This window comes from Aeromonas sp. FDAARGOS 1415, assembly GCF_019048365.1.
In the GTDB taxonomy this organism is placed as follows: Bacteria; Pseudomonadota; Gammaproteobacteria; order Enterobacterales; family Aeromonadaceae; genus Aeromonas; species Aeromonas taiwanensis.
Genome location: NZ_CP077363.1, coordinates 3,972,328 through 3,997,764 on the forward strand (window position 1 = coordinate 3,972,328; position 25,437 = coordinate 3,997,764).

20 protein-coding genes are annotated in these 25,437 nt (G+C 63.8%); 10 read left to right on the forward strand and 10 right to left on the reverse strand.

Annotation, left to right across the window (positions count from 1 at the left end):
* Nucleotide 1 precedes the first annotated feature (1 nt).
* The 4 genes from I6L45_RS18475 to I6L45_RS18490 form a co-directional block, all read right to left on the reverse strand.
* On the reverse strand, nt 2-1,150 hold the full coding sequence (locus I6L45_RS18475) for a homogentisate 1,2-dioxygenase (protein WP_216982886.1): 1,149 nt from the start codon (nt 1,148-1,150) through the stop codon (nt 2-4).
* Nucleotides 1,143-2,273: a 4-hydroxyphenylpyruvate dioxygenase gene (gene hppD / locus I6L45_RS18480; protein ID WP_216982887.1), complete on the reverse strand. Its 1,131-nt coding sequence runs from the start codon at nt 2,271-2,273 to the stop codon at nt 1,143-1,145. Before hppD ends, I6L45_RS18475 begins: the two co-directional genes overlap by 8 nt.
* A 240-nt stretch (nt 2,274-2,513) precedes the next feature.
* Nucleotides 2,514-3,164, reverse strand: coding sequence for an HAD family hydrolase (locus tag I6L45_RS18485; protein WP_216982888.1), 651 nt, complete (start codon nt 3,162-3,164; stop codon nt 2,514-2,516).
* A complete protein-coding gene (locus I6L45_RS18490; protein WP_216982889.1) occupies nt 3,161-3,805 on the reverse strand; it encodes a TIGR01621 family pseudouridine synthase in 645 nt (214 codons plus the stop codon). The genes I6L45_RS18485 and I6L45_RS18490 overlap by 4 nt, the downstream gene beginning before the upstream one ends.
* Nucleotides 3,806-3,893: 88 nt before the next feature.
* Here I6L45_RS18490 and I6L45_RS18495 point away from each other — a divergent pair, with 88 nt between their 5' ends.
* Entirely contained in the window at nt 3,894-5,486 is a 1,593-nt protein-coding gene (locus I6L45_RS18495; RefSeq protein WP_216982890.1) for a GGDEF domain-containing protein, read from the forward strand.
* 129 nt (nt 5,487-5,615) lie between these two features.
* On the opposite strand, the gene I6L45_RS18500 is transcribed toward I6L45_RS18495, so the two are convergent.
* Nucleotides 5,616-7,169, reverse strand: coding sequence for a PAS domain-containing methyl-accepting chemotaxis protein (locus tag I6L45_RS18500; protein WP_043759767.1), 1,554 nt, complete (start codon nt 7,167-7,169; stop codon nt 5,616-5,618).
* 484 nt (nt 7,170-7,653) lie between these two features.
* Between I6L45_RS18500 and prpB the strand changes: the two genes are divergently transcribed.
* The 4 genes from prpB to prpF all read left to right on the forward strand — a co-directional run bounded on the left by prpB (nt 7,654) and on the right by prpF (nt 13,752).
* Nucleotides 7,654-8,553 (forward strand): methylisocitrate lyase, encoded by a 900-nt coding sequence (prpB, locus tag I6L45_RS18505; protein ID WP_216982891.1) that lies wholly within the window; start codon nt 7,654-7,656, stop codon nt 8,551-8,553.
* Nucleotides 8,554-8,625: 72 nt separating this feature from the next.
* Nucleotides 8,626-9,777 (forward strand): 2-methylcitrate synthase, encoded by a 1,152-nt coding sequence (gene prpC, locus I6L45_RS18510; RefSeq protein ID WP_200872255.1) that lies wholly within the window; start codon nt 8,626-8,628, stop codon nt 9,775-9,777.
* Complete coding sequence (gene acnD / locus I6L45_RS18515; protein ID WP_216982892.1) at nt 9,777-12,395, forward strand: Fe/S-dependent 2-methylisocitrate dehydratase AcnD; 2,619 nt, start codon at nt 9,777-9,779, stop codon at nt 12,393-12,395. Before prpC ends, acnD begins: the two co-directional genes overlap by 1 nt.
* 157 nt (nt 12,396-12,552) lie before the next feature.
* Nucleotides 12,553-13,752: a 2-methylaconitate cis-trans isomerase PrpF gene (gene prpF, locus I6L45_RS18520; protein ID WP_216982893.1), complete on the forward strand. Its 1,200-nt coding sequence runs from the start codon at nt 12,553-12,555 to the stop codon at nt 13,750-13,752.
* Between the two features lie 57 nt (nt 13,753-13,809).
* Here prpF and I6L45_RS18525 read toward each other — a convergent pair whose 3' ends face one another.
* Nucleotides 13,810-14,091, reverse strand: a complete 282-nt coding sequence (locus tag I6L45_RS18525; protein WP_216982894.1) for a DUF6719 family protein — start codon at nt 14,089-14,091, stop codon at nt 13,810-13,812.
* A 360-nt stretch (nt 14,092-14,451) separates the two neighbouring features.
* Between I6L45_RS18525 and I6L45_RS18530 the strand changes: the two genes are divergently transcribed.
* From I6L45_RS18530 to I6L45_RS18550, 5 genes are all read left to right on the forward strand, one after another.
* A complete protein-coding gene (locus I6L45_RS18530) occupies nt 14,452-15,705 on the forward strand; it encodes an anaerobic sulfatase maturase (RefSeq protein WP_216982895.1) in 1,254 nt (417 codons plus the stop codon).
* Nucleotides 15,706-15,861: 156 nt separating this feature from the next.
* Nucleotides 15,862-17,385, forward strand: a complete 1,524-nt coding sequence (locus tag I6L45_RS18535) for an arylsulfatase (protein WP_254204347.1) — start codon at nt 15,862-15,864, stop codon at nt 17,383-17,385.
* A gap of 432 nt (nt 17,386-17,817) precedes the next feature.
* The gene (locus tag I6L45_RS18540; RefSeq protein ID WP_043759751.1) at nt 17,818-18,474 is read left to right on the forward strand and encodes a Bax inhibitor-1/YccA family protein; all 657 of its coding nucleotides are present in this window, start codon (nt 17,818-17,820) and stop codon (nt 18,472-18,474) included.
* A 179-nt stretch (nt 18,475-18,653) separates the two neighbouring features.
* Nucleotides 18,654-20,798: a YccS family putative transporter gene (gene yccS, locus I6L45_RS18545; RefSeq protein ID WP_216984244.1), complete on the forward strand. Its 2,145-nt coding sequence runs from the start codon at nt 18,654-18,656 to the stop codon at nt 20,796-20,798.
* Nucleotides 20,799-20,927: 129 nt separating this feature from the next.
* The gene (locus I6L45_RS18550) at nt 20,928-21,272 is read left to right on the forward strand and encodes a TusE/DsrC/DsvC family sulfur relay protein (RefSeq protein WP_216982896.1); all 345 of its coding nucleotides are present in this window, start codon (nt 20,928-20,930) and stop codon (nt 21,270-21,272) included.
* A gap of 52 nt (nt 21,273-21,324) precedes the next feature.
* Here the strand turns inward: I6L45_RS18550 and I6L45_RS18555 are convergent, their stop codons facing one another.
* The 4 genes from I6L45_RS18555 to truA form a co-directional block, all read right to left on the reverse strand.
* Complete coding sequence (locus I6L45_RS18555) at nt 21,325-22,161, reverse strand: SPOR domain-containing protein (protein WP_216982897.1); 837 nt, start codon at nt 22,159-22,161, stop codon at nt 21,325-21,327.
* Nucleotides 22,162-22,302: 141 nt separating this feature from the next.
* Nucleotides 22,303-23,556 (reverse strand): bifunctional tetrahydrofolate synthase/dihydrofolate synthase, encoded by a 1,254-nt coding sequence (gene folC, locus I6L45_RS18560; protein ID WP_216982898.1) that lies wholly within the window; start codon nt 23,554-23,556, stop codon nt 22,303-22,305.
* Between the two features lie 2 nt (nt 23,557-23,558).
* Entirely contained in the window at nt 23,559-24,422 is an 864-nt protein-coding gene (gene accD, locus I6L45_RS18565) for an acetyl-CoA carboxylase, carboxyltransferase subunit beta (RefSeq protein ID WP_043759743.1), read from the reverse strand.
* A gap of 119 nt (nt 24,423-24,541) precedes the next feature.
* Nucleotides 24,542-25,351: a tRNA pseudouridine(38-40) synthase TruA gene (gene truA, locus I6L45_RS18570; protein WP_216982899.1), complete on the reverse strand. Its 810-nt coding sequence runs from the start codon at nt 25,349-25,351 to the stop codon at nt 24,542-24,544.
* Nucleotides 25,352-25,437 lie beyond the last annotated feature (86 nt).

Here is a 25,437-nt window from a genome sequence, read left to right on the forward strand (position 1 = left end):
CTTATTTGCCGCTGGTGCCTGGGCTCTGCCAGCTGGTGACATATTGACTGTTTTCGGCCTTCTCGCAGATCTCGCCGACGGTGAGGGCGTCCCGGGTATCGAGCATCACCGCCACCTCGTCGGTGAACGTCTTGGCATGGGCCAGGCCCGCCGCAAACGCCTTGGGATGGGGGCCGTGGGTGAAGCCGGCGGGGTGGAAGGTGACCATGCCCCGCTCGATGTTGTCCCGGCTGAAGAAGTCCCCCGCGTGGTAGAAGAGCACCTCGTCGAAGTCGTCGTTGCTGTGGTAGAAGGGCACCCGCAGCGCACCGGGATCGCTCTCGATGGGCCGCGGCACGAAGGTGCAGATGACGAACCGGCTCGCCACGAAGGTGGAGTGGGCCGAGGGCGGCAGGTGGTAGCGGTGGCTCATCAGCGGGCGGATGTCGCGCCAGTTGAGGCGCACCACGCAGAGATCCCCGTGCCACCCCTGGGCATCCAGGGGGTTGAACGGCCAGGTGACGACCGAGACCTGGTTGTGGCGCTTGATCTGCAGCGACCAGGGGTTCTCGTCCTGCTGGGCCAGGAAGCGCTCGTCGATGGCGGGCACGTCCAGCGCCGTCGGATCGAAGATGGCGTGCTTGCCCACCAGCCCCTTGTCCGGCAGCTGATAGCTGTCGTCCGTCGCCTCTATCATCAGGATGAAGAGCGGCGCCGTGGGTTCGATGCGCCACATGGTGCCGCGGGGGATCACCACGTAGTCCCCATCTCTCAGGGTCAGGTGGCCGTAGTCGCAATAGAACTCGCCGCCCCCCTCGTGGATGAACAGCAGCTCGTCGCCGTCGGCGTTGCGCACCAGGAACGGCATGGACTCATGCAGGCGCCAGATCCGGTAACGGCAGTGGGGGTTGCTGAGGATGTCCGGCATCACCCAGGGGGAGAGGGAGCGGACCTCCTCTTGCAAGTTGTTGAGGTCGAAGGCCCGCGGTCGCAGCGGCCCCTCCCACTGGGTCCAGTCGGTGGGGGCGTGCTTGTGGTGCATGTGGGTGGCCGGGCCGAAGAAGCCCGAGCGCCCCAGCTCGCGCTCGTAGATGGCCTGCTCGGGCAGATCGGCGTGGGCCTGGCGGGAGTGGGTCCCCTCCCGATGTGGGAAGCTTATCCAGTTACGCATCGCGCTGTGCTCCGTTTTTCTCGCCTTGCGTTGCGCCATCCAGCACGCCGCGGCGGATCTGGTCCAGTTCGATGGATTCGAACAGTGCCTGGAAGTTGCCCTCCCCGAACCCCTCGTTCCCCTTGCGCTGGATGATCTCGAAGAAGACGGGGCCGATGACGGTGTCGGTGAAGATCTGCAGCAGGATGCCGTCCTTCGTCGGCGAGCCGTCGATGAGGATGCGCAGCGCTTTCAGCGCAGCCAGATCCTCCTGATGCCCCTCGACCCGGCGGTTTACCCCCTCGTAATAAGTATCCGGGGTCGGCATGAAGCCGGTGCCGCGCTCGCGCAGGGTGCGGATGGTCTGGTAGATGTCATTGGAGGCCAGCGCGATGTGCTGGATCCCCTCCCCCTTGTACTGGCGCAGGTACTCCTCGATCTGGGACTTGTCGTCCGCCGACTCGTTGATGGGAATGCGAATTTTGCCGCAGGGTGCCGTCATGGCGCGGGAATGCAGGCCCGTCAGCTTGCCCTCGATGTCGAAGTAGCGGATCTCGCGGAAGTTGCCGATCCGCTCGTAGAAATTCGACCAGAGGTTCATGTTGCCGCGGTGCACGTTGTGGGTCAGGTGATCGATCTCATAGAGTCCCGCGTCCACCTCGGCCATGCGCGCCTGCCAGTCCGGGTAGAAGACGAAATCCACGTCATAGATGGATCCCCGCTCGCCGTACCTGTCAACAAAGGAGAGCGTGCTCTCGCCGATGCCGTAGATGGCGGGGATGTTGAGCTCCATGGGCCCTATCTTGCCGACAAAGGGCTTGGCTCCCTGGGCGATGGCATACTGCTGGGCAAGGCCCGCATCGGCCACCCGAAACGCCATGCCGCACACGCTCGGGCCGTGGGCCCTGGCGAACTCCTCCGCCTGGGAGTGGGGCTCGGCATTGACCACGAAGTTGATGTCACCCTGGCGATAGAGCCAGCACTGCTTGTGCCTGTGCTTGGCCACCTCGGCAAACCCCAGGGAGACGAACAATGCCTTGAGGGCCGCAATGCCCTTGAGATCCGGGGCCGTGTACTCGACGAATTCGAAGCCATCGGTCCCGAGGGGGTTGATGGTGTGAGTACGGGAAGAGGGGGTGGTCATGATGCGCTCCTTGCGATGGGCTGATGACGAAACGGGTCACACCGGAAGGACGCTACAGACAGCCACCACCGGCGTTGTTAATAACTTGTTTCATTAGAGGTATCGGCACGACGAAAGAGAAGAGGCTGGCATCAGATAGTTGGGCGGAGGTCGCCGCCACAAGATGTAAATGAAATGTGACATTGAGGCCGCGACCTTGCGGAGTGCCCCCGGCGGGGTCGCCAGGCTGTCAGCTTTGCCTTACAGGCGCCAGGTTTTCACCCTGAGGTGAGGCAGACGGGCCCGGGCCTGTTGCAGGCGACGGTGAGTGGGATTGACGAGCCAGGCCGCTCGCCCGAGCGCCAGCAGCGGCAGATCGTGCAGGCTGTCACTCAAGGCAAGGGCGACGTCGAGCAGCCGGATTTCCGGCAGCAGCTTGCGCGGCCCATGGCAGTAAACCCGGGGGACCAGGCCGCCGGCGCAATAGCACATCCGTGAGCCGATGATGCGGTGAGGAAGCCTTGGCAAACGCCGATGGAGCTGGGCGCGCACCAGGGCACGGGGACTCGCGGAGATGATCCAGCAACGCGCCCCCTCCCCCATCAGGAGCGCGCGCGCCTCCGGATACAGGCCGGGCCGGGTGAGGCTGTACTCCCGCACCAGAGCACGCCACGCCAGGGGAGAGAGCCCCAGAGTGATGGCCCACCAGATAAGCGTGAGCCCCTGCCGGCGCAGGCGAGGCAGCAGATAGACAAACCCGCCCAGCGCGATCACCGGCCACAGCAGCAGCGGCCAGAGACGGCGGCGCAGGATATGGCGCAGCAAGCCGGCGTGGCTGTCACCGGGAGCCAGGGTGTCGTCAAAATCCGCCAGGATCCAGCCCGATCCGGGGATCCGCTTTTGATCGCTCACTCGGCCAGGCCCGAGATGGCGGTGTGCAACTCGGGCAGCAAGAAGCGCTCTCCCTCATCGGGCGGGCAGACGACGTCGAACGCCTCCCCTGCCAGGGTAAAGGCGAGGCGCCAGGCGTGCAGGTAGCCGCGATCGGCCGTGGTCCCGCCATAGCGCTCATCCCCGAGAATGGGGGCCCCTATGCTCTTCAAGGCCACCCGGATCTGATGGGTCTTGCCGGTCTGGGGCTTGATGCGATAGAGGCGCAACCCCTCCTGCACCGACACCGAATCGAACCAGCTGATGGCGGGATTCTCCTGGGTGCGGGTCAGCATCCAGCTGCCGCCGCGCCCCTTCTCCATGTCTCCCTTCACCCAGCCTTGCTTCTTCTTCGGCTTGCGATCCGAGAGCGCCAGATACTGCTTGCTCACCTCCCTCGCCGCAAACGCCATGCTGAGGGCGCGGTTTGCTTCCGGGGTGCGGGCCAGCAGCACCAGCCCGGACGTCATCTTGTCGAGGCGGTGAACGGGGTAGAGTTCCAGCCCGGTGTCGGCTCGCACCAGATTGACCAGACCCGGCTCGCCGGCGTCGTCGTGCATGCCAAGACCCGGGCTCTTGTTGATCACCAAGAAATCTTTGTGCTGCAGCTGTATCCGGTACATGTATAACCCTTTAGAATGTAATATGTTAAAAAATTGAATGCGGGCCTGCTGGCCATCCCCATGGACCCTCAGCACAAGAATCGCACGAATGAGAAGATGCCTGTTTTGGCTTTTGTTGCTTGGCGCCAGCTATGCGTCGCCCCTCCTGGCCAGTGAACGCCCCCAGGAACAGCCGGACCGGGTGGTCCTGCAACTGCGCTGGCTGCACCAGCCCCAGTTTGTGGGCTATCACATGGCCAAGGCCAAGGGGTTCTATGCCGATGCCGGACTGGATGTCGAGATCCGTCCCGGCGGCAAGGGGATCAGCCCCGTCCAGGAGGTCCTGGCCGGGCGCGCCGACTTCGGGGTCGGCAATACCGAGGTGCTGACCGGCTATGCCCGGGGAGAGCCTCTGCTGGCGCTCGCCAGCGTCTACCAGCACTCTCCGTCCATCTTCCTGGCCCGCCGCGACAGCGGCATTCTCACCGTTGCCGACATGCGTGGCAAACGGATCATGATGTTTCCCGGCCATCAGGATGCCGAATTGATGGCCACCCTCTACTATCAGGGGCTTCACGAACGCCAGCTCATCCCGGTGCCGACCTCGGTCAACATCGACGATCTCATCACGGGCAAGATTGACATCTTCAACGCCTACCTGAGCAACGAGCCCTTCTATCTGGAGGAGCGCGGTATCTCGGTCTCCGTCATCAACCCCCGCAATTACGGCGTCGACTTCTACAGCGACATCCTCTTCACCACCCAGGCACAGGAGCAGCTCAACCCGGATCGGGTGGCGCGTTTTCGAGCGGCGAGCCTGAAGGGATGGCGCTACGCCCTCGCCCACCCCGAGGAAGCCATCACCCTGTTGCGCACGGAATATGGCGTCAACCGCAGCCAAGCCCACATGGAATACGAGTTGCAGATGAGCAAGGAGATGATCCAGCCGCTCTATGTGGAGATCGGGTATATGAATCCGGATCGCTTCGCCCATATCATGCAGCAGCTCGTCGAGATAGGGCTCGTGGCCAAACCGGTGGCCCTGCGCCGCTTCCTCTATCAGGTTCCGTCGGATCAGTGGATATTCTGGCGCCCCTGGTTCCTGCTGAGCCTGGGAGTGGGCGCCCTCATCCTGCTGCTTTCCCTCTATCTGCTGCTCTGCAACAAGCGCCTGAACCGGGAGGTGGCCCTGCGCCAGCAGCGCGAGCAAGAGATACTGCAGCTGGCCCGCCTCGATCCCCTGACCGGCTTGCCCAACCGGCTGAGCCTGATGGAGCAGCTGAAGGAGCAGGTACAGAGCGCCAACCCGGGCTGCCTGCTGTTTTGCGATCTCAACGACTTCAAGCGCATCAATGACAACTTCGGCCACAGCCAGGGGGATGCCATCCTCTGCCAGCTGGCCAGACGGATCCATGATGCCATCGGCCACCAGTGCTACTTCGCCCGTCTGGCGGGGGATGAGTTCATTCTGCTGCTGCCCGCGTACACCACCCACCAGGCAGAGGAGATAGCCGAGGTGATCCGCCAGGCCATGCAGGCCCCCTTCGTGGTGAACGACCAGCCCATGCAGGTCGGGATCAGCATAGGGATCAGCCACTACCAGCATGACTGGAGCCCGGAGCAGTGGCTCATCCAGGCAGACAAGGCCATGTACTGTGACAAGAGCGGCAGCTTCATCACCCTCGCGGAGCAATCCGGCTGACGGGGCAGGCAGAGCAGGCAGAGCAGGCAGAGCAGGCAGAGCAGGCAGAGCAACTCCCACCACTGCCGCGATCCAATGGAAGAAGGCCACCCCTGGGGTGGCCTTCTTCCATGACGGAAATGACGAAATCTAGCCGAAGGTCTGCCCCAGGGATTTGAGCTGGCACGCCTTGGTGAGCAGGATGTCGCTCGAGGCGTCCATGTCCTGCATCTTGCTGCTGTTGGTATGGGAGTGCTGGGAGATGGCGTTGACGTTGCGACTGATGTCTTCCACCACCGCCTGCTGCTGCTCGGCTGCCGCTGAAATCTGGGTCGAGAGATCCACCACCCGCTCTATCTCCGTCAGCACCTCGTGCAGGCTCTCCGATCCCTGCCGGGTCAGGGCCACGCAGGACTGGGTCTGCTGCAGGTTCTGCTGCATCATCCCTTTCCAGCTGTTCAGGGTGCGCTGGATCTGCCCTATGCTGCCCTGGATCTGCTCGGTCGCCTTGTGGGTACGAGTGGAGAGGGTACGCACCTCGTCCGCCACCACCGCGAAACCGCGCCCCTGCTCACCCGCCCGCGCCGCCTCGATGGCGGCGTTGAGCGCCAGCAGATTGGTCTGATCCGCGATCCCCTGGATCTCGTTCATCAACACCCCGATGCGATCCGACTCCTCGGCCAGCGCCACAGCGGCCGTGAAGGCGTGCTCCGCCTGGGTGGCGAGCTCGGTGACCCGCTGCTGGGTCTCTTCCAGCTGCTGGTCGGTATGCTCGCAGTGGGCCTTGGCATGGGCGATCTGGTTGTCCGTCTCCTGGATGTTGCGGGCGATCTCGTGGGCCGTCGCCGCCATCTCGGTGATGGCCGTCGCCACCTGCTGGGTCTGGATATCCTGTTCGGCGATGTCGGCGCTGGCCTCGCTGGAGGCAGTCTTGAGATGGGCCGCCAGCTCCTGCAGGGAGAGGGTCGCGTCATCCACCCGCCCAAGGACGGTACGGATCCTGGCCTGCAACAACTTGATATGGAAGTCGGCGATGGCGCTGGGCTCATCCCCCGAATAGATGAGCCGGGTCAGGCTGTCGTACTCCTCGGCGAGCTGGCGCAGGAAACGGGGGGTGGAGAAGAGGGCATGACGGTAGAGCAGCCCCAGCCACACCAGGGGCAGCAGGGTGAACAGGGGGGCCCAGGGTCCCATCGCGTAAATGCCACCGGCAAGCATCAACAAGAGACCGACGATGGCGAGCCCGTGGCGCATTGGGCGCAGGCTCAGCACGGCCTTGCGCTCCCCCCGCTCCACCGCCTTCAGTCTGGCGTAGGTGCGGGCGGCCACCTCCTTCATCTCGGGAACGGCGCGGCTGCGCACCGACTGGTAGCCGTTGATCCGCCCCTGTTCGAAGATGGGGGTGACATAGGCATCCACCCAGTAGTAGCGCCCATCCTTGCAACGGTTCTTCACCATGCCACGCCAGGGTTTGCCTTGTTTCAGCTTGCTCCAGAGATCGGCAAAGGCCGCCTTGGGCATGTCGGGGTGGCGCACCATGTTGTGGTGCTGGCCAATCATCTCCGCCCGGCTGTATCCCGCCACCCGGCAAAAATTATCATTGGCATAGGTGATGACCCCCTGCAGATCCGTAGTGGAGACCAGCTGTTCATGAACGGAAAAATCCACTTCTTCGTTGACAAGATGAACCTGTTGTTTACCCATAGCGCATGCCTCTTGTGTAATGGCTCAATTAGCGTAGTCAAGCGTTTCGGCCACAACAATATGCCCCCGCAAAGAGTAGGGATGGCTGAGGGGCCTCGTCCGGTCTTGTGATGGGGGCTCAACCCTCGCCCGCCCTGCCGAGCTCCTGCACCCGGATCCGTTTCTTGCCCACCTTGCCGGTGCCGGTCCCGGGGATTACCGCATAGGGTCGGGCTCCCTCGCCTCTCCCTTGAACTTGCCGTCATGGGACACCTTTCCCGCTGTCTCATCGACAACAGGCAGAGGCATCTGGCCAGCTCCGCCCGGGGCATGAATAGATAGCTTATTGAATTACCTGGATTAATAAGAGAGGAAGGCCCTCACGCCCACAGGCGGACGGGCCTTGGACCTAAGCATAATTGACGTTAACGTAAACGTAGTGTGAGATGGAGGTATTCACAGCCAGTATCCACAGCAACATATGAACACCATGACAGGAGTCACCATGTCCAACCTCTCCCCCTCGGCCGGGACGCGTTTTCGCACTGCCCTGGCCAACGAGAAGCCCCTGCAGATCGTCGGCACCATCAACGCCTACATGGCGCTGATGGCCGAGCGCAGCGGCTTCAAGGCTCTCTACCTCTCCGGTGCCGGGGTGGCCAACGCCTCCTATGGCCTGCCGGATCTCGGCATGACCTCCATGAACGACGTGCTGATCGATGCCGAACGCATCACCGCCGCCACCCGGGTACCGCTTCTGGTGGACATCGACACTGGCTGGGGGGGCGCCTTCAACATCGCCCGCACCATCCGCGCCTTCGAGCGTGGCGGTGTGGCTGCCGTGCACATGGAAGATCAGGTGGCCCAGAAGCGCTGCGGCCACAGGCCCAACAAGGCCGTGGTCTCCACCGCAGAGATGGTGGACAGGATCAGGGCGGCGGTGGATGCCCGCCAGGACGAGAGCTTCGTCATCATGGCTCGCACCGACGCCCTGGCCGTGGAGGGGCTGGGATCGGCTCTGGAGCGCGCCGCCGCCTATGCAGAAGCCGGCGCCGACATGATCTTCGCCGAGGCGGTCACCGAGCTGGACCAGTACGATCGCTTCAAGCAGGCGGCCGGGGTGCCGATCCTCGCGAACATGACCGAATTCGGCAAGACAGAGCTGTTTGACAAGGATCTGCTCGCGGCCCACGGCGTCGACATGGTGCTCTACCCCCTGAGCGCCGCCCGCGCCGCCAACCAGGCCGCCCTCAACGTCTATCAGGCGCTTCGCCGTGACGGCCACCAGCGGGCCGTGGTCGACACCATGCAGACCCGGGAGTCCCTCTACGACTTCCTCGGCTACCACCACTACGAACAGACGCTGGACAGACTGTTCACCAAGGACCCGTCTACCAAGGAATAACCGACCATCGGCTGCCCATGCCGGCGGCCGGTGCCTCAACGGACTGAATCAAGGAGATATGTGATGAGCGCCATTTCTGAAACCACCGCCGGCTTCAAGCCGAAGAAATCCGTCGCCCTCTCCGGCACCCCCGCCGGCAACACCGCCCTGTGTACCGTGGGCCTCTCCGGCAACGATCTGCACTATCGCGGCTACGACATCCTGGACGTAGCCACCAGCTGCGAGTTCGAGGAGATAGCCCACCTGCTGGTGCACGGGCACCTGCCCAACGTGGCGGAGCTCGCCGCCTACAAGGCCAAACTCAAGGCCCTGCGCGGCCTGCCCACCGGGGTCAGAACCGCCCTGGAGCAGCTGCCCCCCTCCGCCCACCCCATGGACGTGATGCGCACAGCCGTCTCTGTGCTCGGGTGCCTCGCCCCGGAGAAGGATGACCACAACCACCCGGGCGCCCGGGACATCGCCGACAAGCTGATGGCGAGCCTGGGCTCCGTGCTGCTCTACTGGTACCACTTCAGCCACAACGGCAAGCGCATCGAGGTGGAGACAGACGACGACTCCATCGGCGGCCACTTCCTGCACCTGTTGCACGGTGAGAAGCCGCGCCACTCCTGGGTGCGAGCCATGCACACCTCCCTCATCCTCTACGCCGAGCACGAGTTCAACGCCTCCACCTTCACCGGTCGTGTCATCGCCGGCACCGGCTCCGACATGTACTCCTGCGTCACCGGCGCCATCGGCGCCCTGCGCGGGCCCAAGCACGGCGGTGCCAACGAGGTGGCCTTCGAGATCCAGAAGCGCTATGAGAACCCGGCCGAGGCGGAGGCGGACATCCGCGCCCGCATCGAGAGAAAAGAGGTCATCATCGGCTTCGGCCACCCGGTCTACACCATCTCCGATCCCCGCAACAAGGTGATCAAGCAGGTGGCGAAGGAGCTCGCCGAGGAGCAGGGCAGCACCAAGATGTTCGACATCGCCGAACGCCTCGAGGCCGTGATGTGGGATGCCAAGAAGATGTTCCCGAACCTCGACTGGTTCAGCGCCGTCAGCTACCACATGATGGGGGTGCCCACCGCCATGTTCACCCCGTTGTTCGTCATCGCCCGCACCGCCGGCTGGTCGGCCCATGTCATCGAGCAGCGCATCGACGGCAAGATCATCCGCCCGAGCGCCAACTACGTCGGCCCGGAAGATCTGGCCTTCGTGCCGCTCAAGGAGCGCAAGTGATGATCAACACTCAATACCGCAAGCCCCTGCCCGGCACGGCGCTCGACTACTTCGACGCCCGTGAGGCGGTCGACGCCCTCCAGCCAGGCAGCTGGGACAGGCTCTCCTACACCGCCCGCGTGCACGCCGAGAACCTGGTGCGCCGGTGCGACCCGGCCATTCTCACCGAGTGCCTCGGCCAGATAGTGCACGGCAAGCGCGATCGCGACTTCCCCTGGTTCCCGGCCCGGGTGGTCTGCCACGACATCCTGGGCCAGACCGCCCTGGTGGACCTGGCGGGCCTGCGCGACGCCATCGCCGATCAGGGGGGCGACCCCGCCCAGGTCAACCCCGTGGTACCGGTGCAGCTCATCGTCGATCATTCGCTGGCCGTGGAGTGCGGCGGCTTCGACCCCGATGCGTTCGAGAAGAACCGCGCCATCGAAGATCGCCGCAACGAGGATCGCTTCCACTTCATCAACTGGACCAGGCAGGCGTTCAAGAACATCGAGGTGATCCCGCCGGGCAACGGGATCATGCACCAGATCAACCTGGAGAAGATGTCTCCTGTCATCCACGCGGACCGCGGCCTGGCCTACCCGGACACCTGCGTCGGCACCGACAGCCACACCCCCCACGTGGACGCCCTCGGTGTCATCGCGGTGGGGGTGGGCGGGCTGGAAGCAGAGAACGTCATGCTGGGCCGCGCCTCCTGGATGCGGCTGCCGGAGATCGTCGGCGTGGAACTGACTGGCAAGCCGCAATCCGGCATCACCGCCACCGACCTGGTGCTCTCCCTCACCGAATTCCTGCGCAAGGAGAAGGTGGTCGGCGCCTATCTGGAGTTTCGCGGCGAAGGGGCCGCGGCCCTGACCCTCGGCGATCGGGCGACCATCTCCAACATGGCGCCGGAATATGGCGCCACCGCGGCCATGTTCTTCATCGACCAGCAGACCCTCGACTACTTGCGGCTCACCGGTCGTGACGACGAGCAGGTGAAACTGGTCGAGACCTACGCCAGGGAGGCGGGCCTCTGGGCCGACGCCCTAGCGGGCGCCCAGTACGAGCGCGTGCTGCACTTCGACCTGTCGAGCGTGGTGCGTACCCTGGCCGGCCCCTCCAATCCCCATCGCCGCCTGCCGGTGGCCGAACTCGCCACACGGGGCATCGCGGTGGATCTGGACAAGGCCCGCGCCCAGGAGGCGGACGGCCTGCTGCCGGATGGCGCCGTCATCATCGCCGCCATCACCAGCTGCACCAACACCAGCAACCCGCGCAACGTGATTGCGGCCGGTCTGTTGGCCCGCAACGCCAACCGGCTCGGCCTGGTGCGCAAGCCCTGGGTCAAGTCGTCCCTGGCCCCCGGCTCCAAGACAGTGGCGCTTTACCTGAAAGAGGCTGGGCTGGACAGCGAGCTTGAGCGGCTCGGCTTTGGCGTCGTGGCCTTCGCCTGCACCACCTGCAACGGCATGTCCGGCGCCCTGGATCCCGCCATCCAGCAGGAGATCATCGACCGGGATCTCTACGCCACGGCGGTGCTGTCGGGCAACCGCAACTTCGACGGCCGCATCCACCCCTATGCCAAGCAGGCGTTCCTCGCCTCCCCGCCCCTGGTGGTGGCCTATGCCATCGCCGGCACCATCCGCTTCGACATCGAGAAGGATGTGCTGGGGGTGGTGGACGGCAAGGACATTCGCCTCAAGGACATCTGGCCATCGGATGAAGAGATCGACGCCGTGGTCAAGGCCTCGGTGAAGCCGTCCCAGTTCCGCCAGGTCTATATCCCCATGTTTACCCTAGAGGAAGACCACGGACCGAAAGTGGCGCCTCTGTACGACTGGCGCCCCCAAAGCACCTATATCCGTCGTCCCCCTTACTGGGAGGGGGCCCTGGCCGGTGAGCGTACCCTGCGCGGCATGCGGCCCCTGGCGGTGTTGCCGGACAACATCACCACCGATCACCTCTCCCCCTCCAACGCCATTCTGCCGAGCAGCGCGGCGGGAGAATACCTGGCGAAGATGGGCCTGCCGGAGGAGGACTTCAACTCCTACGCCACCCACCGCGGCGATCATTTGACCGCCCAGCGCGCCACCTTCGCCAACCCCCAGCTCGTCAACGAGATGGCGGTGGTGAACGGCGCGGTGAAGAAGGGGTCCCTCGCCCGCGTCGAGCCGGACTGCCGGGTGATGCGGATGTGGGAGGCCATCGAAACCTACATGGCCCGCAAGCAGCCCCTCATCATCGTCGCCGGCGCCGACTACGGTCAGGGCTCGTCCCGTGACTGGGCGGCCAAGGGGGTGCGGCTCGCCGGGGTGGAGGTGATAGCAGCGGAAGGCTTCGAGCGCATTCATCGCACCAACCTGATCGGCATGGGAGTGCTGCCGCTCGAGTTCAAGCCGGGCATCACCCGCTTGACCCTGGGGCTGGATGGCACCGAGATCTATGATGTGGTGGGGATGCGCCAGCCCCGCGCCGATCTCACCCTCGTCATTCGCCGCCAGAGCGGCGAGGTGGTCGAGGTACCCATGACCTGCCGCCTCGACACCGCCGAGGAGGTCTCGGTCTACGAGGCGGGCGGTGTGCTGCAACGCTTCGCCCAGGACTTCCTGGCGTCGACGGCGCAAAAGGCCGCAAGCTAACTCGCAACCCCGCTCCGCCCCTTTGAAAAAGGGGAAGACGTAAAAGCACCCTCTCCCTTTGGGGGAGGGTTGGGGTGAGGGGAAATTCCCTCATCCGCCCTTCGGGCACCGTCTCCCAGAGGGAGAAAGAACCATGACTCTTCTCAGGACATTCTCTATGGCCCACACACCACAAGTCAGAATCCCGGCCACCTACCTGCGCGGCGGCACCAGCAAGGGGGTCTTCTTCCGGCTGCAGGACCTGCCCGAACGCTGCCAGGTGCCGGGCCCGGCCAGGGACGCGCTCTTCCTGCGCGTCATCGGCAGCCCCGACCCCTACGGCGCCCACATTGACGGCATGGGGGGAGCCACCTCCTCCACCTCCAAGTGCGTGATCCTCTCCAGGAGCAGCCAGGCCGATCACGACGTGGACTACCTCTACGGCCAGGTCGCCATCGACAAGGCGTTTGTGGACTGGAGCGGCAACTGCGGCAACCTCTCCACCGGCGCCGGCGCCTTCGCCATCCACGCTGGCCTGGTGGATCCCGCCCGCATCCCGGAGAACGGCACCTGCGTGGTGCGGATCTGGCAGGCCAATATTGGCAAAACCATCATCGCCCAGGTGCCGGTGAGCAACGGCCAGGTGCAGGAGACCGGGGACTTCGAGCTGGACGGCGTCACCTTCCCCGCCGCCGAGATCGTGCTGGAGTTTCTCGACCCCTCCGATGACGGCGAAGAGGGCTGTGCCCTCTTCCCCACCGGCAATCTGGTGGATGAACTGGAGGTGCCCGCGTCTGTTGTAAAGAGCGGCATGCTGAAGGCGACCCTGATCAGCGCCGGCATCCCCACCGTCTTCGTCAATGCCGAGGAGATCGGCTATACGGGCACCGAGCTGCGCGAGCAGATCAACACGGATCCCGAGGCCCTGGCTCGCTTCGAGGCGATCCGCATCGCCGGAGCTCTGCGCATGGGACTGATCAAGACCGCAGAAGAGGCGGCCACCCGCCAGCACACCCCCAAGATCGCCTTCGTCGCGCCGGCGAAGGATTATCGCACCGCCAGCGGCAAGGAGGTGAAGGCCGGGGAGGTCGACCTGCTGGTGCGGGCCCTCTCCATGGGCAAGCTGCACCACGCCATGATGGGCACCTGCGCCGTGGCCATCGGCACGGCGGCGGCCATCCCGGGGACCCTCGTCAACCTGGCCGCCGGGGGCGGCGAGCGGGAGGCGGTGCGCTTCGGCCACCCCTCAGGCACCCTGAGGGTCGGGGCCCAGGCGCGGCAGCTGGCGGGGGAATGGACGGTCACCAAGGCGGTGATGTCCCGCTCCGCCCGCATCCTGATGGAGGGCTGGGTGCGCGTGCCGGGGGATGCCTTCTAGCCCGTCTAGCCTCCCCTCAAAGGCGAGCAAGCCCGGGCCCTCGCCCGGGCTTGTTTTTTAAAACCCTGTCCACCACTCCCCTTCTTGTTGAGGGCGTGGCACGCACTCCACCTTACGCGGGATGTTCTGCTTCGCATCCCCGCCGATGAGCCGCTTCACCTGACCCGCCGGACACCGGCCGTCATCCACGTAGGCCGTCTCCCCGTGGGGCAGCCTGCCGGGGGGCGGATCCTGGCTCAGATAGCTGATGGGCACGGGCGCGAGCACACTGCACCCCGACATCAGGAGTGCGCCACACCAGAGTGCCAGCACGCCTCCCCTCTTTCCTGCAACCGCCATAGCTCACTCCCTGCCTCTGTCGGGGTGCCGAACCGGCGCCCCTTGTTCCGGCAGTGTACCCAGCGACGCCCCCGGGCCGACACCCGCGCCCAGCGGCGCTGTGACGATTCCAGACACAGGAAAACACCTGCGGATACCTTTTTTTGCGCCTCCCGAACCTGGCACCTGCAACCCGCATCGGGCAGAGAGTGCCGCAGCCCTGCCTGACACATGCCATCAGAGGAGGAAGGCTCCGGGGCTGAAGAGACGATTCCCCCGTGAAACCAGCGTCATGCGAGGCACTTTTTGTGCTGACCATAACTATGAAAATCAGAACGTTAGGTTTACATTGGTACAATCGACTCTTCCCGGAACGAGTGCATGAGGATACCTGTACTGAATCTGCCCCCCTTGCCGGCGGGGCGCCATTACCGTTTTCACGCCATGGTCAAACCGGGTGGTGCCCGCTGCAACATCGATTGCGATTACTGCTTCTATCTGCACAAGACGGAGCTGCTGGAACACTCTCAGCACAGCCAGATGAGCGAATCGACGCTGGAGCAACACATCCGCCAGTACATCGAGGCACAAACCGGGAACGAGGTGGTGTTCTCGTGGCAGGGGGGCGAGCCGACCCTGATGGGGCTGCCCTTCTTCGAGCGGATCGTCGCCCTGCAAGCCCGATATGCCAAGCCGGGGCAACGCATCGCCAACGATCTGCAGACCAACGGCATCGCCCTGGATGATCGCTGGATTACTTTCCTGCGCCAGCACGACTTTCACGTCGGCCTCTCCATCGATGGCCCGCAGGCACTGCACGATGCCTATCGCAAGACCCGCAGCGGCAAGTCCACGTTCGAACAGGTCATGGCCGCAGCCACCCGCCTGAGGGAGGCGAACATTCCCTTTGCTGCCCTGTGCGTGGTCAACCGCCTCAATGCCCTGCACCCGAAAGAGGTGTACCGTTTTCTGGTCGATGAGGTCGGAACCTGGCGGGTGCAGTTCACCCCTGCGGTCGAACCCAAGCTCTATCGCCAGACCGCGCCAGCCAAGCTGGCTCCCGGCTTGATGCCGGACTATGGCACCGCCGAGGCGCGCCCCGGTCATCCCCTCTCCATCGTGACGGAATGGTCCGTCGACCCCGATGACTATGGCGCCTTTCTCATCGGTGTCTGGGAGGAGTGGAAACGGCAGGATCTGGGTCGGGTACACGTCAATCTGTTTGAGACCCTGATTGCCCAGGCCGCCGGTCAGCCCGGCCAGACCTGCACCCAGTCGGAATTCTGTGGCAAGGCCGTGGCCGTGGAGCACGACGGGGAGGTCTTCTCCTGCGATCACTTCGTCTATCCCGAATACCGCCTCGGCAACCTGCATCAGACCCATCTCGGCGACCTCGCCTTTTCAGTGCCCCAGCAAACATTTGGTCTCGCCAAGCGCGATACCCTGCCCACCCAATGCCGCCAGTGTGACTACCTGAGGCTGTGTTGGGGGGAGTGCCCCAAAAATCGTCTGATAAAAAGTCAAGAAGGTGAGGCAGGTCTCAACTATCTCTGCAGCGGACTCTATCGTTTCTATGATCACGTGGGGCCCGATGTCGTCCATCTCCTGACCAGAATGGGCTACCTGCAATCCTGAATGGGTCGGCATCGCCCATGGCTGCCCACCAACCGCCTGCCGAAAAGAGGTCAGGAAGCAATCCGTTACATGTTGAGCATTACTGTTGTCTGGCATAAGCACATAGGAGTAAGAAGATGAAGAAAACCATCCTCGCGACGGCCTTGCTGGCCGCCTTTGGCGGCGGAAGCAGCCCAGCCGAACATCCTGGTCATCTTTGGTGATGACATCGGCTGGCAGAACGTCAGTGCCTACGGAATGGGCACCATGGGATACCGTACCCCCAACATCGACAGCATTGGCCAGCAAGGGGCCATCTTTACCGATCACTACGCCCAGCCAAGCTCTACGGCCGGACGCGCAGCCTTCATCACCGGCCAGTATCCGATCCGTTCGGGGATGACCACCGTCAGCATGCCGGGTGGTGCGCTGGGCCTGAAGGCCGAGTCCCCGTCCCTCGCTGAAGTACTGAAAGCCCAGGGTTACAGCACCGGCCAGTTCGGCAAGAACCACCTGGGCGATCGCAACTTCGCCCTGCCCACGGCGCACGGCTTCGACGAGTTCTTCGGCAACCTCTACCACCTCAATACCCAGGAAGAGTCCGAACAACGGGACTATCAGAACTTTGCCAAGGCCTATGCCGGATCAGCCGAGAAGTATGACGAGAAGTTCGGCACACGTGGTGTGCTGCACTGCTACGCCAGCGGCACCGAAGACAAGACGGTCGAACCGCGCTTTGGCGAAGTCGGCAAGCAGAAGTGTACCGACACGGGCCCGCTGACCCAGGAGCGGATGAAAGATTTCGACGGCAAGGAGGTCATTCCGGCCACCTTCAAGTTCATCGACAAGGCCAAGTCGGATGGGAAACCCTTCTTCGTCTGGCTGAACACCAGCCGTATGCACCTCTACACCCGACTCAACGACAAGTGGCGCTATGCCGCCGAGAAGTACACGAGCGAGTACGATTTGCACGGCAGCGGCATGCTGCAGCATGACCACGACATCGGGGTCGTGCTCGATTACCTCAAGCAGAACGGTCTGGACAAGAACACCATCGTCATCTACACCACCGACAACGGTCCGGAGCACTCCTCATGGCCGCACGGTGCCACCACCCCCTTCCGCGGCGAGAAGATGACCACCTACGAAGGCGGCGTACGGGTGCCCATGATGGCACGCTGGCCCGATCACATCCCGGCCGGTGAGGTGCTCAATGGCATCCAGGGTCACCAGGATCTGTTCACCACCCTCTCTGCGGCCGCCGGCGTGAAAAACGTGGCCGATGACATGATGAAGCAGAAGAAACAGTACATCGATGGCATCAACAACCTCGACTACTGGACTGGCCAATCCAAAGAGTCCAACCGCAACTCCATCCTCTACTACTACGAGGACAAGCTCACCGCCGTGCGCATGGGACAGTGGAAGTTCCACTTCTCCACCAAGGAGGATTACTACGCCAACGTCGTGCCGCTCACCGTGCCCAAGATTTACAACCTGCGGGCCGATCCGTTCGAGAGCTATGACACGATTGATGCCCAGGGTCACCTGATGCAGAAGATGTCCTGGTTGCTGGCCCCCGTCAGCGAAGTGGTTGCCCAGCACGTCAAGACCCTGAAGGACTACCCGCCGGTACAGGGTGGCACCAGCTTCGACATGTCCAACATCATCGCGGACACCATCCAGAAAGGTCCGCAATAATACCCGATGTCATACCCCCCAAGAGCCGGCGTTGCCGGCTCTTATCTTTCCTGATATCGGTATTGGCCCCCGCCCTCCCCACAGAGGCGCCCCCGGTCCTCACTGCCGGATACGCGGCGAGCGTTGCCCAGAAAACGGGATCCTGATCCCACCGCCCAGGGCAAGAGGATGGCACTTCTGGAGGCTTGTCCGTTGCCGTTTTCAAGGCCGGGACCGTGATCTGCACGGCCCTCATCCGGGCACTCTGCCGAGCACTCTGCCGGCGGTGACAACACCTTGTTCATGCGCAATACATCTTTGCTCTGGAATAGTGGGTCCCATACAGGTGGGGAGGCGCTTGAAAACAGCGCTCGTCATCCACACATTCAGTGCATACAATGCGTTAACGAAGCGGGCTCTGCCGCTTCCCCCGGAAATCAAGAGGACATCAAGATGGATACCCGTTCTATCTACACTGGCACCCAGGGTGCCGTGCGCGACACCAACAAGGTGCTGCGCAACACCTATATGCTGCTCTCCCTCACTCTTGGCTTCTCCGCCGTGGTAGCCGGGGTAGCGACCGTGATGAACCTGCCGCCCCTGCACTGGGCCGTGTTCCTCATCGGGGTCTACGGTCTGATGTTCCTGACCGAGAAGAACCGTGACAACGGTATGGGGCTGGTGTTCACCTTCGCCCTGACCGGCCTGCTGGGCTATAGCCTCGGCCCCATCATCAACATGTACATGAACAACGGCGGCGGCGAGATCGTGATGACGGCCCTCGGCGGTACCGCGCTCACCTTCTTCGGTCTGTCGGCCTATGCCCTGACCACCAAGCGTGACCTCTCCTTCATCGGCGGCATGCTGTTCGTCGGTTTCTGGGTGCTGCTGGTGGCCATGATTGCCAACATCTTCCTGCAGATGAGCGCCCTGAGCCTGGCCCTGTCCGCCATGTTCATGCTGTTCTCCTCCGGCGCCATCCTGCTGACCACCCAGCAGATCGTGCGCGGCGGCGAGACCAACTACATCTCCGCTACCGTCACCCTGTATGTCTCCATCTACAACATCTTCCTGAGCCTGCTGAGCCTCCTGGGCGGCAACCGCAACTGATGGATGCTGATGATGCACAAAACCCCGCTTCGGCGGGGTTTTTATTGGCTCCTATTTCTGTCAGGATAACCAGTAAATCAAGAAGATGATGCGAAATGGCCCTGATCCAAATCAGGGCCATTTCGCTGTCGACGGGTTATGCTTTCGCTTTCGATTCGCTCAAGGGTTGCCGCCATCCCATGCCCATGGATTTCTCAAGCCTGCTGCGCCGGCTGCTGACAGACAGTCACATCTACTTCGCGCTCAAGGTCCTGCTCGCCATCGTGGGGCTGCTCGCCTTCGCGCTGGCTACCGGCGACATCCAGCTCACCGTGCTGCTCTCCCTCGGGGTCGTGGCGGGTGCCATCGCCGAGACCGACGACAGCCTCTGGGGCCGGGTCAAGAACCTCGCCATGACGCTGGTCTGCTTTTTGTTCGCCTCCCTGTGCGTCCAGTATCTCTTCCCCACCCCCTGGCTGTTTGCCATCGGGCTTGCGGGCTCCACCTTCCTCTTCGTGATGGTGGGGGCCCTCGGCCAGCGCTACGCCACCATCAGCTTCGGCTCCCTGCTCATCGCCATCTACACCATGCTGGGGGCCGCCAAGGCGCCGGATCTTTTCTATCAGCCCCTTGCGCTGGGAGCCGGGGCCCTCTGGTACGGCCTGGTGTCCCTGGTCTGGCTCTGGCTGCTGCCCTACAAGACCCTGCACGAGCAGCTGGCCCAGAGCTACTTCGCCCTCGCCCGCTACTTGCAGGAGAAATCCCGCTTCTTCCCGGCAGACGAGCACGGCGCCCAGGCCATCCGCCACAACCTGGCCCAGCTCAACATCAACCTGGTCAACGCCCTGAACCTGGCCAAGACGGCGCTCAATGCCCGCCTCAATTCCCCCATGAGCGGGCAACGGGTGGCCCCCGAGCTCGCCGGCCTGCTGCGCCTCTATCTGCTGGCCCTGGAGATCCAGGAGCGGGCCACCTCCAGCCACTACCCCTACAGCAAGCTGGAAGCCGAGCTCAAGCAGGGCATCGTCCTCGACGGCTTCCAGGAGGTGCTGTCACAGCTCGCCGAGGCGTGCCAGCAACTCGGTTACGCCATCCTGGTGCACAAGCCCTACCGTCATCACAAGCGCATCCACTGGACCCTGGAGGCCCTCGGCGATCAGCTGGAGTTCACCCACCTCAAGCAGCACTACCCCAAGACCCTGCTGACGCCGATGAAGTTTCTGCGCCGCAACCTGGCCAGCATCAACCAGCTGCTGCAAAGCGCCGAGGAGCTGCAAAACCCCGCCTCCCCGCCCACCAGCCTGCCGCCCCTGGCAAGGCCAGCCCCCTTGCCGCTGCTGGCCCTGATCAAGCAACACCTGACCCCGAACTCCATGGTGTTTCGCCATGCCCTGCGCCTCTCCCTCGGGCTGGTGGTGGGCTATGGCATACTCCAGGCGTTCCATCTGGACAAGGGCTACTGGATCCTGCTCACCGTGCTGTTCGTCTGCCAGCCGAGCTACAGCGCCACACGGCGCCGTCTGGTGCAGCGGATGCTCGGTACCTTCGCCGGCATCCTCATCGGCGTGCCCGTGCTCTGGCTCTTCCCCGAGCTGCACCTGCAGCTGGGGATCATGGGGCTCGCCGCCTTTCTCTTCTTCACCCAGGTACGCAGCAACTACAGCGCCGCCGTCTGCTTCATCACCCTCTATGTGCTGATGGCCTTCAACCTGCTGGACGGCATCGGCTTCGCCATCTTGGGGCCGCGCCTGCTCGACACCCTGCTCGGCTGCCTGCTCTCCTACGCCCTGGTGGCCTGGCTGTGGCCGGACTGGCAGTACAAGCGCCTACCGACCCTCATCGCCAACTCCTTGTCCGCCAATGCGAAGTACCTCTCGGCCGTGCTCGCCAGCCTGCACCGCCAGCGGGACGAGTCCCTCGACTACCGGGTGGCCCGCAAGTGCGCCCACCTCGCCGACAGCGAGCTGGCCATGGCCTGGCAGAGCATGCTGGTGGAGCCGAGCAAGCGCCGCCGCTTCCTCGACCTCTGCTTCACCCTCACCTGGCGCAACCATGCTCTGCTTTCCTACATCTCGGCGCTCGGAGCGCACCGTGACAAGCTCGAGCCCATCGAGGGGCTGGAGGAGATCAGCCGCCACATCAGCCATACCCTGGAGCAGGCCGCCGGCCACCTGGCGGGCGAGATGCCGGCGCACCTCGAGGGCCAGTGCCCGGCCATCGCCCCGGAGAGCAGTGAGGAGCAGCTGATGCTGAGCCAGCAGCTCAGCCTCATCAGCCAGTTGGCTGACGAGTTGCTGATGCTGGCCAACGACGGTCACCTGCTGACCGGGCAGGATCAGGGCTGAGCTCCCCCCTCGCCGGGCAGCCGGCGAAGGGGCACGGGTCCCGCCGGTTGCCGAGCGGGAGGCAAGGCGCTACCATGCCCGCCCAATCTTAATAACCCCATTCCGACCGCCCCTTTGTGAGGAGCCCTTATGTCTGAGCATCATCAGCTGGAATTCAACGGCCAGGCCATCGAGACCGATGCCCAGGGCTATCTGCGTCATGTCACTGACTGGAGCGAGGCGCTGGCGCTGGTGCTGGCAGAGCGGGAGGGCATAGTGCTGGAGGAGCCTCACTGGGAGGTGGTGCGTTTCGTGCGGGCGTTTTATCTGGAGTTCAACACCTCCCCCGCCATCCGCGCCCTGGTCAAGGCGATGGAGAAGCAATACGGCCCGGAGAAGGGCAACAGCCGCTACCTCTACAAGCTGTTCCCGGAAGGCCCCGCCAAGCAGGCCACCAAGATCGCGGGCCTGCCAAAACCGGTGAAGTGCATCTAATAAAAAACCGCGCCAAGGCGCGGTTTTTTATTATGGCAGACGAGGGCCAACCTCAAGGGTTGTAGGCCACGACTGAGCCACCGAGCCCGGTCATCTGGCTTATCCTGCTCTGCATGCCCTGCAGCTTGGCCTTGGAGACATCCGGCCCGATGAAGACCCGGGTGATCTTCCCCTGCACCGGGGTGCGCGGCGAGGTCTGGGCCGAGTAGCCGGCGGCCCTCAGCTTGCTCACCAGGGCATTGACGCTGTCTGCGTTCTTGAAGGCACCGAGCTGCAGGATCCAGCTACCCTGTGCCGGAGCGGCGGCAGGCGCCGTGGTCGGCTGCGCCATCTTGCTCGCGATGAGATCATCCATGGACTTGATCTGGCCCGGCAGCGGCTTGCTCTCCACCGGCTTTTTCACCTCGACCGGCTTGGGAGTCACCGGCTTGGGCTGCTCCACCGGCTTCTTGGCGATCACCTCGGGCTTGGGCTCGGGTTTGGGCTGCGGCTTGGGCGGCGTCACGGCCTGCACCGCCGGCTGCTGCGGCTGCTGCGGCTGCTGCGGCTGGGCCGTCGCGGCCGGGTTCGCCGAGCCCTGAGTGGCCACCGCCTGATTGGTCCCAGCCTGATTGGCCAGGGTCACGGTGTCCCCTATCTCCTCCACCTGCCACTGGGTCGCGGCAGAGGCCTGCTGCTGGCTCGCCAGATGTTCCGCCGGCAGGGTGCTCGCCGCCGAGACCTGAAGGGCAGGCTTGGCGGGCTCCAGCTCCGGGCGCAGCGGGATCTTGGCAAAGGCCTCGTCCTTCTGCTCCAGCTTGTTGCCATCCATCAGGTCCGGCAGAAAGATGACCACCAGGGCGACCAGGATGACGGTGCCCACCAATCTGTTTTGAAACTTCGAAGCCAAGTTAATTTCCACCCATATTGCTTAGAATGTTTACCGTGTTGCTGGCATCAACGACGAACGCCCCCTCGCGCCATTCCGTTGTGAAACCCAAGCCAGGCCAGGCTGCCCCCTGTCGCTGAAGCCATGATAGACAGAAAGGGCTCAGGCGCTCGCGGCCAGCACGTCGGCGACAGTGTAAAACGAGCCGAACACGATGACCATATCATCCGGACTCGATACGGCCAGCGCTGCCTCATATGCCTCGCTCACCGACTCACACTGCACCGCCGGCCCCTGTTCACCCAGGGCTGCGGCCAGCTGGGCCGCCGTGGCGGCGCGGGGACCATGAAGGCTCGCCAGGAACCACTCGTCAATCAGACCGTCGAGCTCGGCCAGCGACCCCGCCATGTCCTTGTCCTTGAGCATGCCGACCACGGCGCGGCGCTTGCCCTTGCAAGGGAGCAGGCGCAGCTGGCTCGCGAGATAGGCCGCCGAATGGGGGTTGTGGGCCACGTCCACGATGACCAGGGGATCCTGTTGCAACTGCTGCATCCGCCCCGCCAGCCGGGCCGTCGCCAACCCTTCGCGAATGGCAGACTCCGCCAGTGGCAGACCGAGGGACTCCAGCGCCGCCAGCACGGTGACCGCATTCATCAGCGGAAGAGCCGGCTTGGGCAACCCCAGCCAGTGGTGCAGGCCGTGGTAGTCCCAGTCGCCTTCGTGCTCATCCCCGTGGAAGTCACGGCCGACCTGGCGCAAGGATGCGCCCAGGCGCGCCGCTTCGCTCGCGATGGTCGAAGGGGGGTTGGGCTCCCCGCTGATGGCGGGCTTGCCGGCGCGATACACCCCGGCCTTCTCCACCGCCACCGCTTCCCGGGTATCCCCGAGCCAGTCGCAGTGATCCAGCGCGATGGAGGTGATCAGGGCGACGTCGGACTCCACCACGTTGGTGGCGTCGAGCCGGCCCCCCAGCCCCACTTCCAGCAGGAGCACATCGGGGGCGGCGCGGCGAAACAGCCACAGACCCGCCAGGGTGGCGAACTCGAAGAAGGTAAGGGCGATGTCGCCCCGGGCGGCTTCCACCTCGGCAAAGGCCGCGCAGTGATCGCCGTCCGCCAGCTCCTGGCCGTTGACGCGCACCCGCTCGGTAAAGCGCAGCAGATGGGGGGAAGAGTAGACACCGACCCGGTAGCCCGCCGCCATCAGGATGCTGGCGGCCATGGCGCAGGAGGAACCCTTGCCGTTGGTGCCCGCCACCGTGATCACCTTGAACGGCAGTTCGGTGAGCCCCATGCGACGGGCGACAGCACCGACCCGATCCAGTCCCATGTCGATGTTGACCGGGTGGATCTGCTCCAAATAAGAAAGCCAGTCGACCAGCGACCGGCTTTGGGATTGTTGCATGTGTGAACTCATGTTCAGTCTTCGATGACCTGAGTGTTCATCAGCTTGGCCAGCAGACCGGCCAGACGGTCGCGCATCTCGCGCCTGTCGATGATGAGATCGATGGCACCCTTCTCCAGCAGGAACTCGGAGCGCTGGAAGCCTTCCGGCAGTTTCTCGCGCACGGTCTGCTCGATGACGCGGGGGCCGGCAAAACCGATCAGCGCCTTGGGCTCGCCTACGTTGATGTCACCCAGCATGGCCAGGCTCGCGGAGACGCCACCCATGGTGGGATCGGTGAGCACGGAGATGAAGGGCAGGCCCGCCTTGGTGAGCCTGTCGAGCGCCGCACTGGTCTTGGCCATCTGCATCAGGGAGAACAGGGCTTCCTGCATCCGCGCACCACCGGAGGTGGAGAAGCAGACCAGACCGCGGCCCTCCTTGATGCTCTCCTCGACGGCGCGCACGAAGCGGGCGCCGACCACGGAGGACATGGAGCCCCCGATGAAGGAGAACTCGAATGAACAGGCGACGACCGGCACCCCCTTGAGGGTCCCCTTCATCACCACCAGCGCATCTTTCTCGCCCGTCTCTTTCTGGGCAGCAGACAAACGATCCTTGTAGCGCTTGGAGTCCTTGAATTTCAGGATGTCTTGCGGCTCCAGCTCGGCCGCGACTTCACTGCGTCCCTCGGCGTCGAGGAAGCTCTCGAGACGGGCACGTGCGCTGATGCGCATATGATGGTCACACTTGGGGCACACTTCGAGATTGCGCTCCAGCTCTGCCCGGTAGAGCACCTGTTCGCAAGCAGTACACTTGGTCCACACCCCTTCCGGAATGTTGTGACGACGCGGTGTGGTGATCTTGCTCTTGGGAAGGATCTTCTCAAGCCAGCTCATGGAATTCCTTAATGCATTTGTGCCTGACAAAACACATCGAACCTTGATTGTTCAATGACTTAACGGCTCGATGGCAATAAACGACGGATCATTAAACCACAAATTTTCGGGCCCAGTTACTAAAAACTGGTCGTACCCGGTGCCGAGTCCGGCAGCCACAGCGGGCCGAGGGGCGGCTGGGGCAAGCCGAATTCCGCCGGGTAATCCACGTCCACCAGATAGAGGCCACCCGCCTTGGCGGTCGGGCCCGCCAGGTTGCGATCCTTCGCCGCCAGCACCTCGGCAATCCACTCCACCGGCTGAAGCCCCTGCCCCACCAGCAGCAGGGAGCCGGTGATGTTGCGCACCATGTGGTGCAGGAAGGCGTTGGCCTTGATGTCGAGCACGATGTAAGAGCCGGAGCGGCTGACACACAGGTGCGTCACGTTGCGCCAGGGGGTGTTGGACTGGCAGGCGATGGCCCGGAAGGTGCTGAAGTCGTGCTCACCCAGCAGAGACTGGCCGGCCTGGTGCATCAGATCGGCGTCTATGGTCTCGTGGTAGTGGCTGACGCCGCTGCCGAGGATCGCCGGGCGGTAGTTGTGGTTGTAGATGACATAACGGTAGCGACGGGCGGTGGCGCTGAAACGGGCGTGGAAGTGCTCGTCCACCTCCCTGACCCAGCGCACGGCGATGTCAGGCGGCAGGTTGGAGTTGAGCCCCAGGGTCCAGGCCCCCTCGGCGCGGTTCGCCTCGGTATCGAAGTGGATCACCTGACCGGTGGCGTGCACCCCCGCATCGGTGCGCCCGGCACACTGGATGGAGACGGGGTGGTTGGCGATGCGGCTGAGGGCTTTTTCCAGCTCCTCCTGCACGCTGATCACTTCGCGCTGACGCTGCCAGCCGAAGTACCGGCTGCCGTCATATTCAATACCAAGGGCAATTCGCATGGGTAAAGGTGTCTTCTGATGAAAGGATGCAGTGAAAGAAACGGGGCGGATTATACGCGCTCGGGCCCAAAAGTCCCAGACCGGGC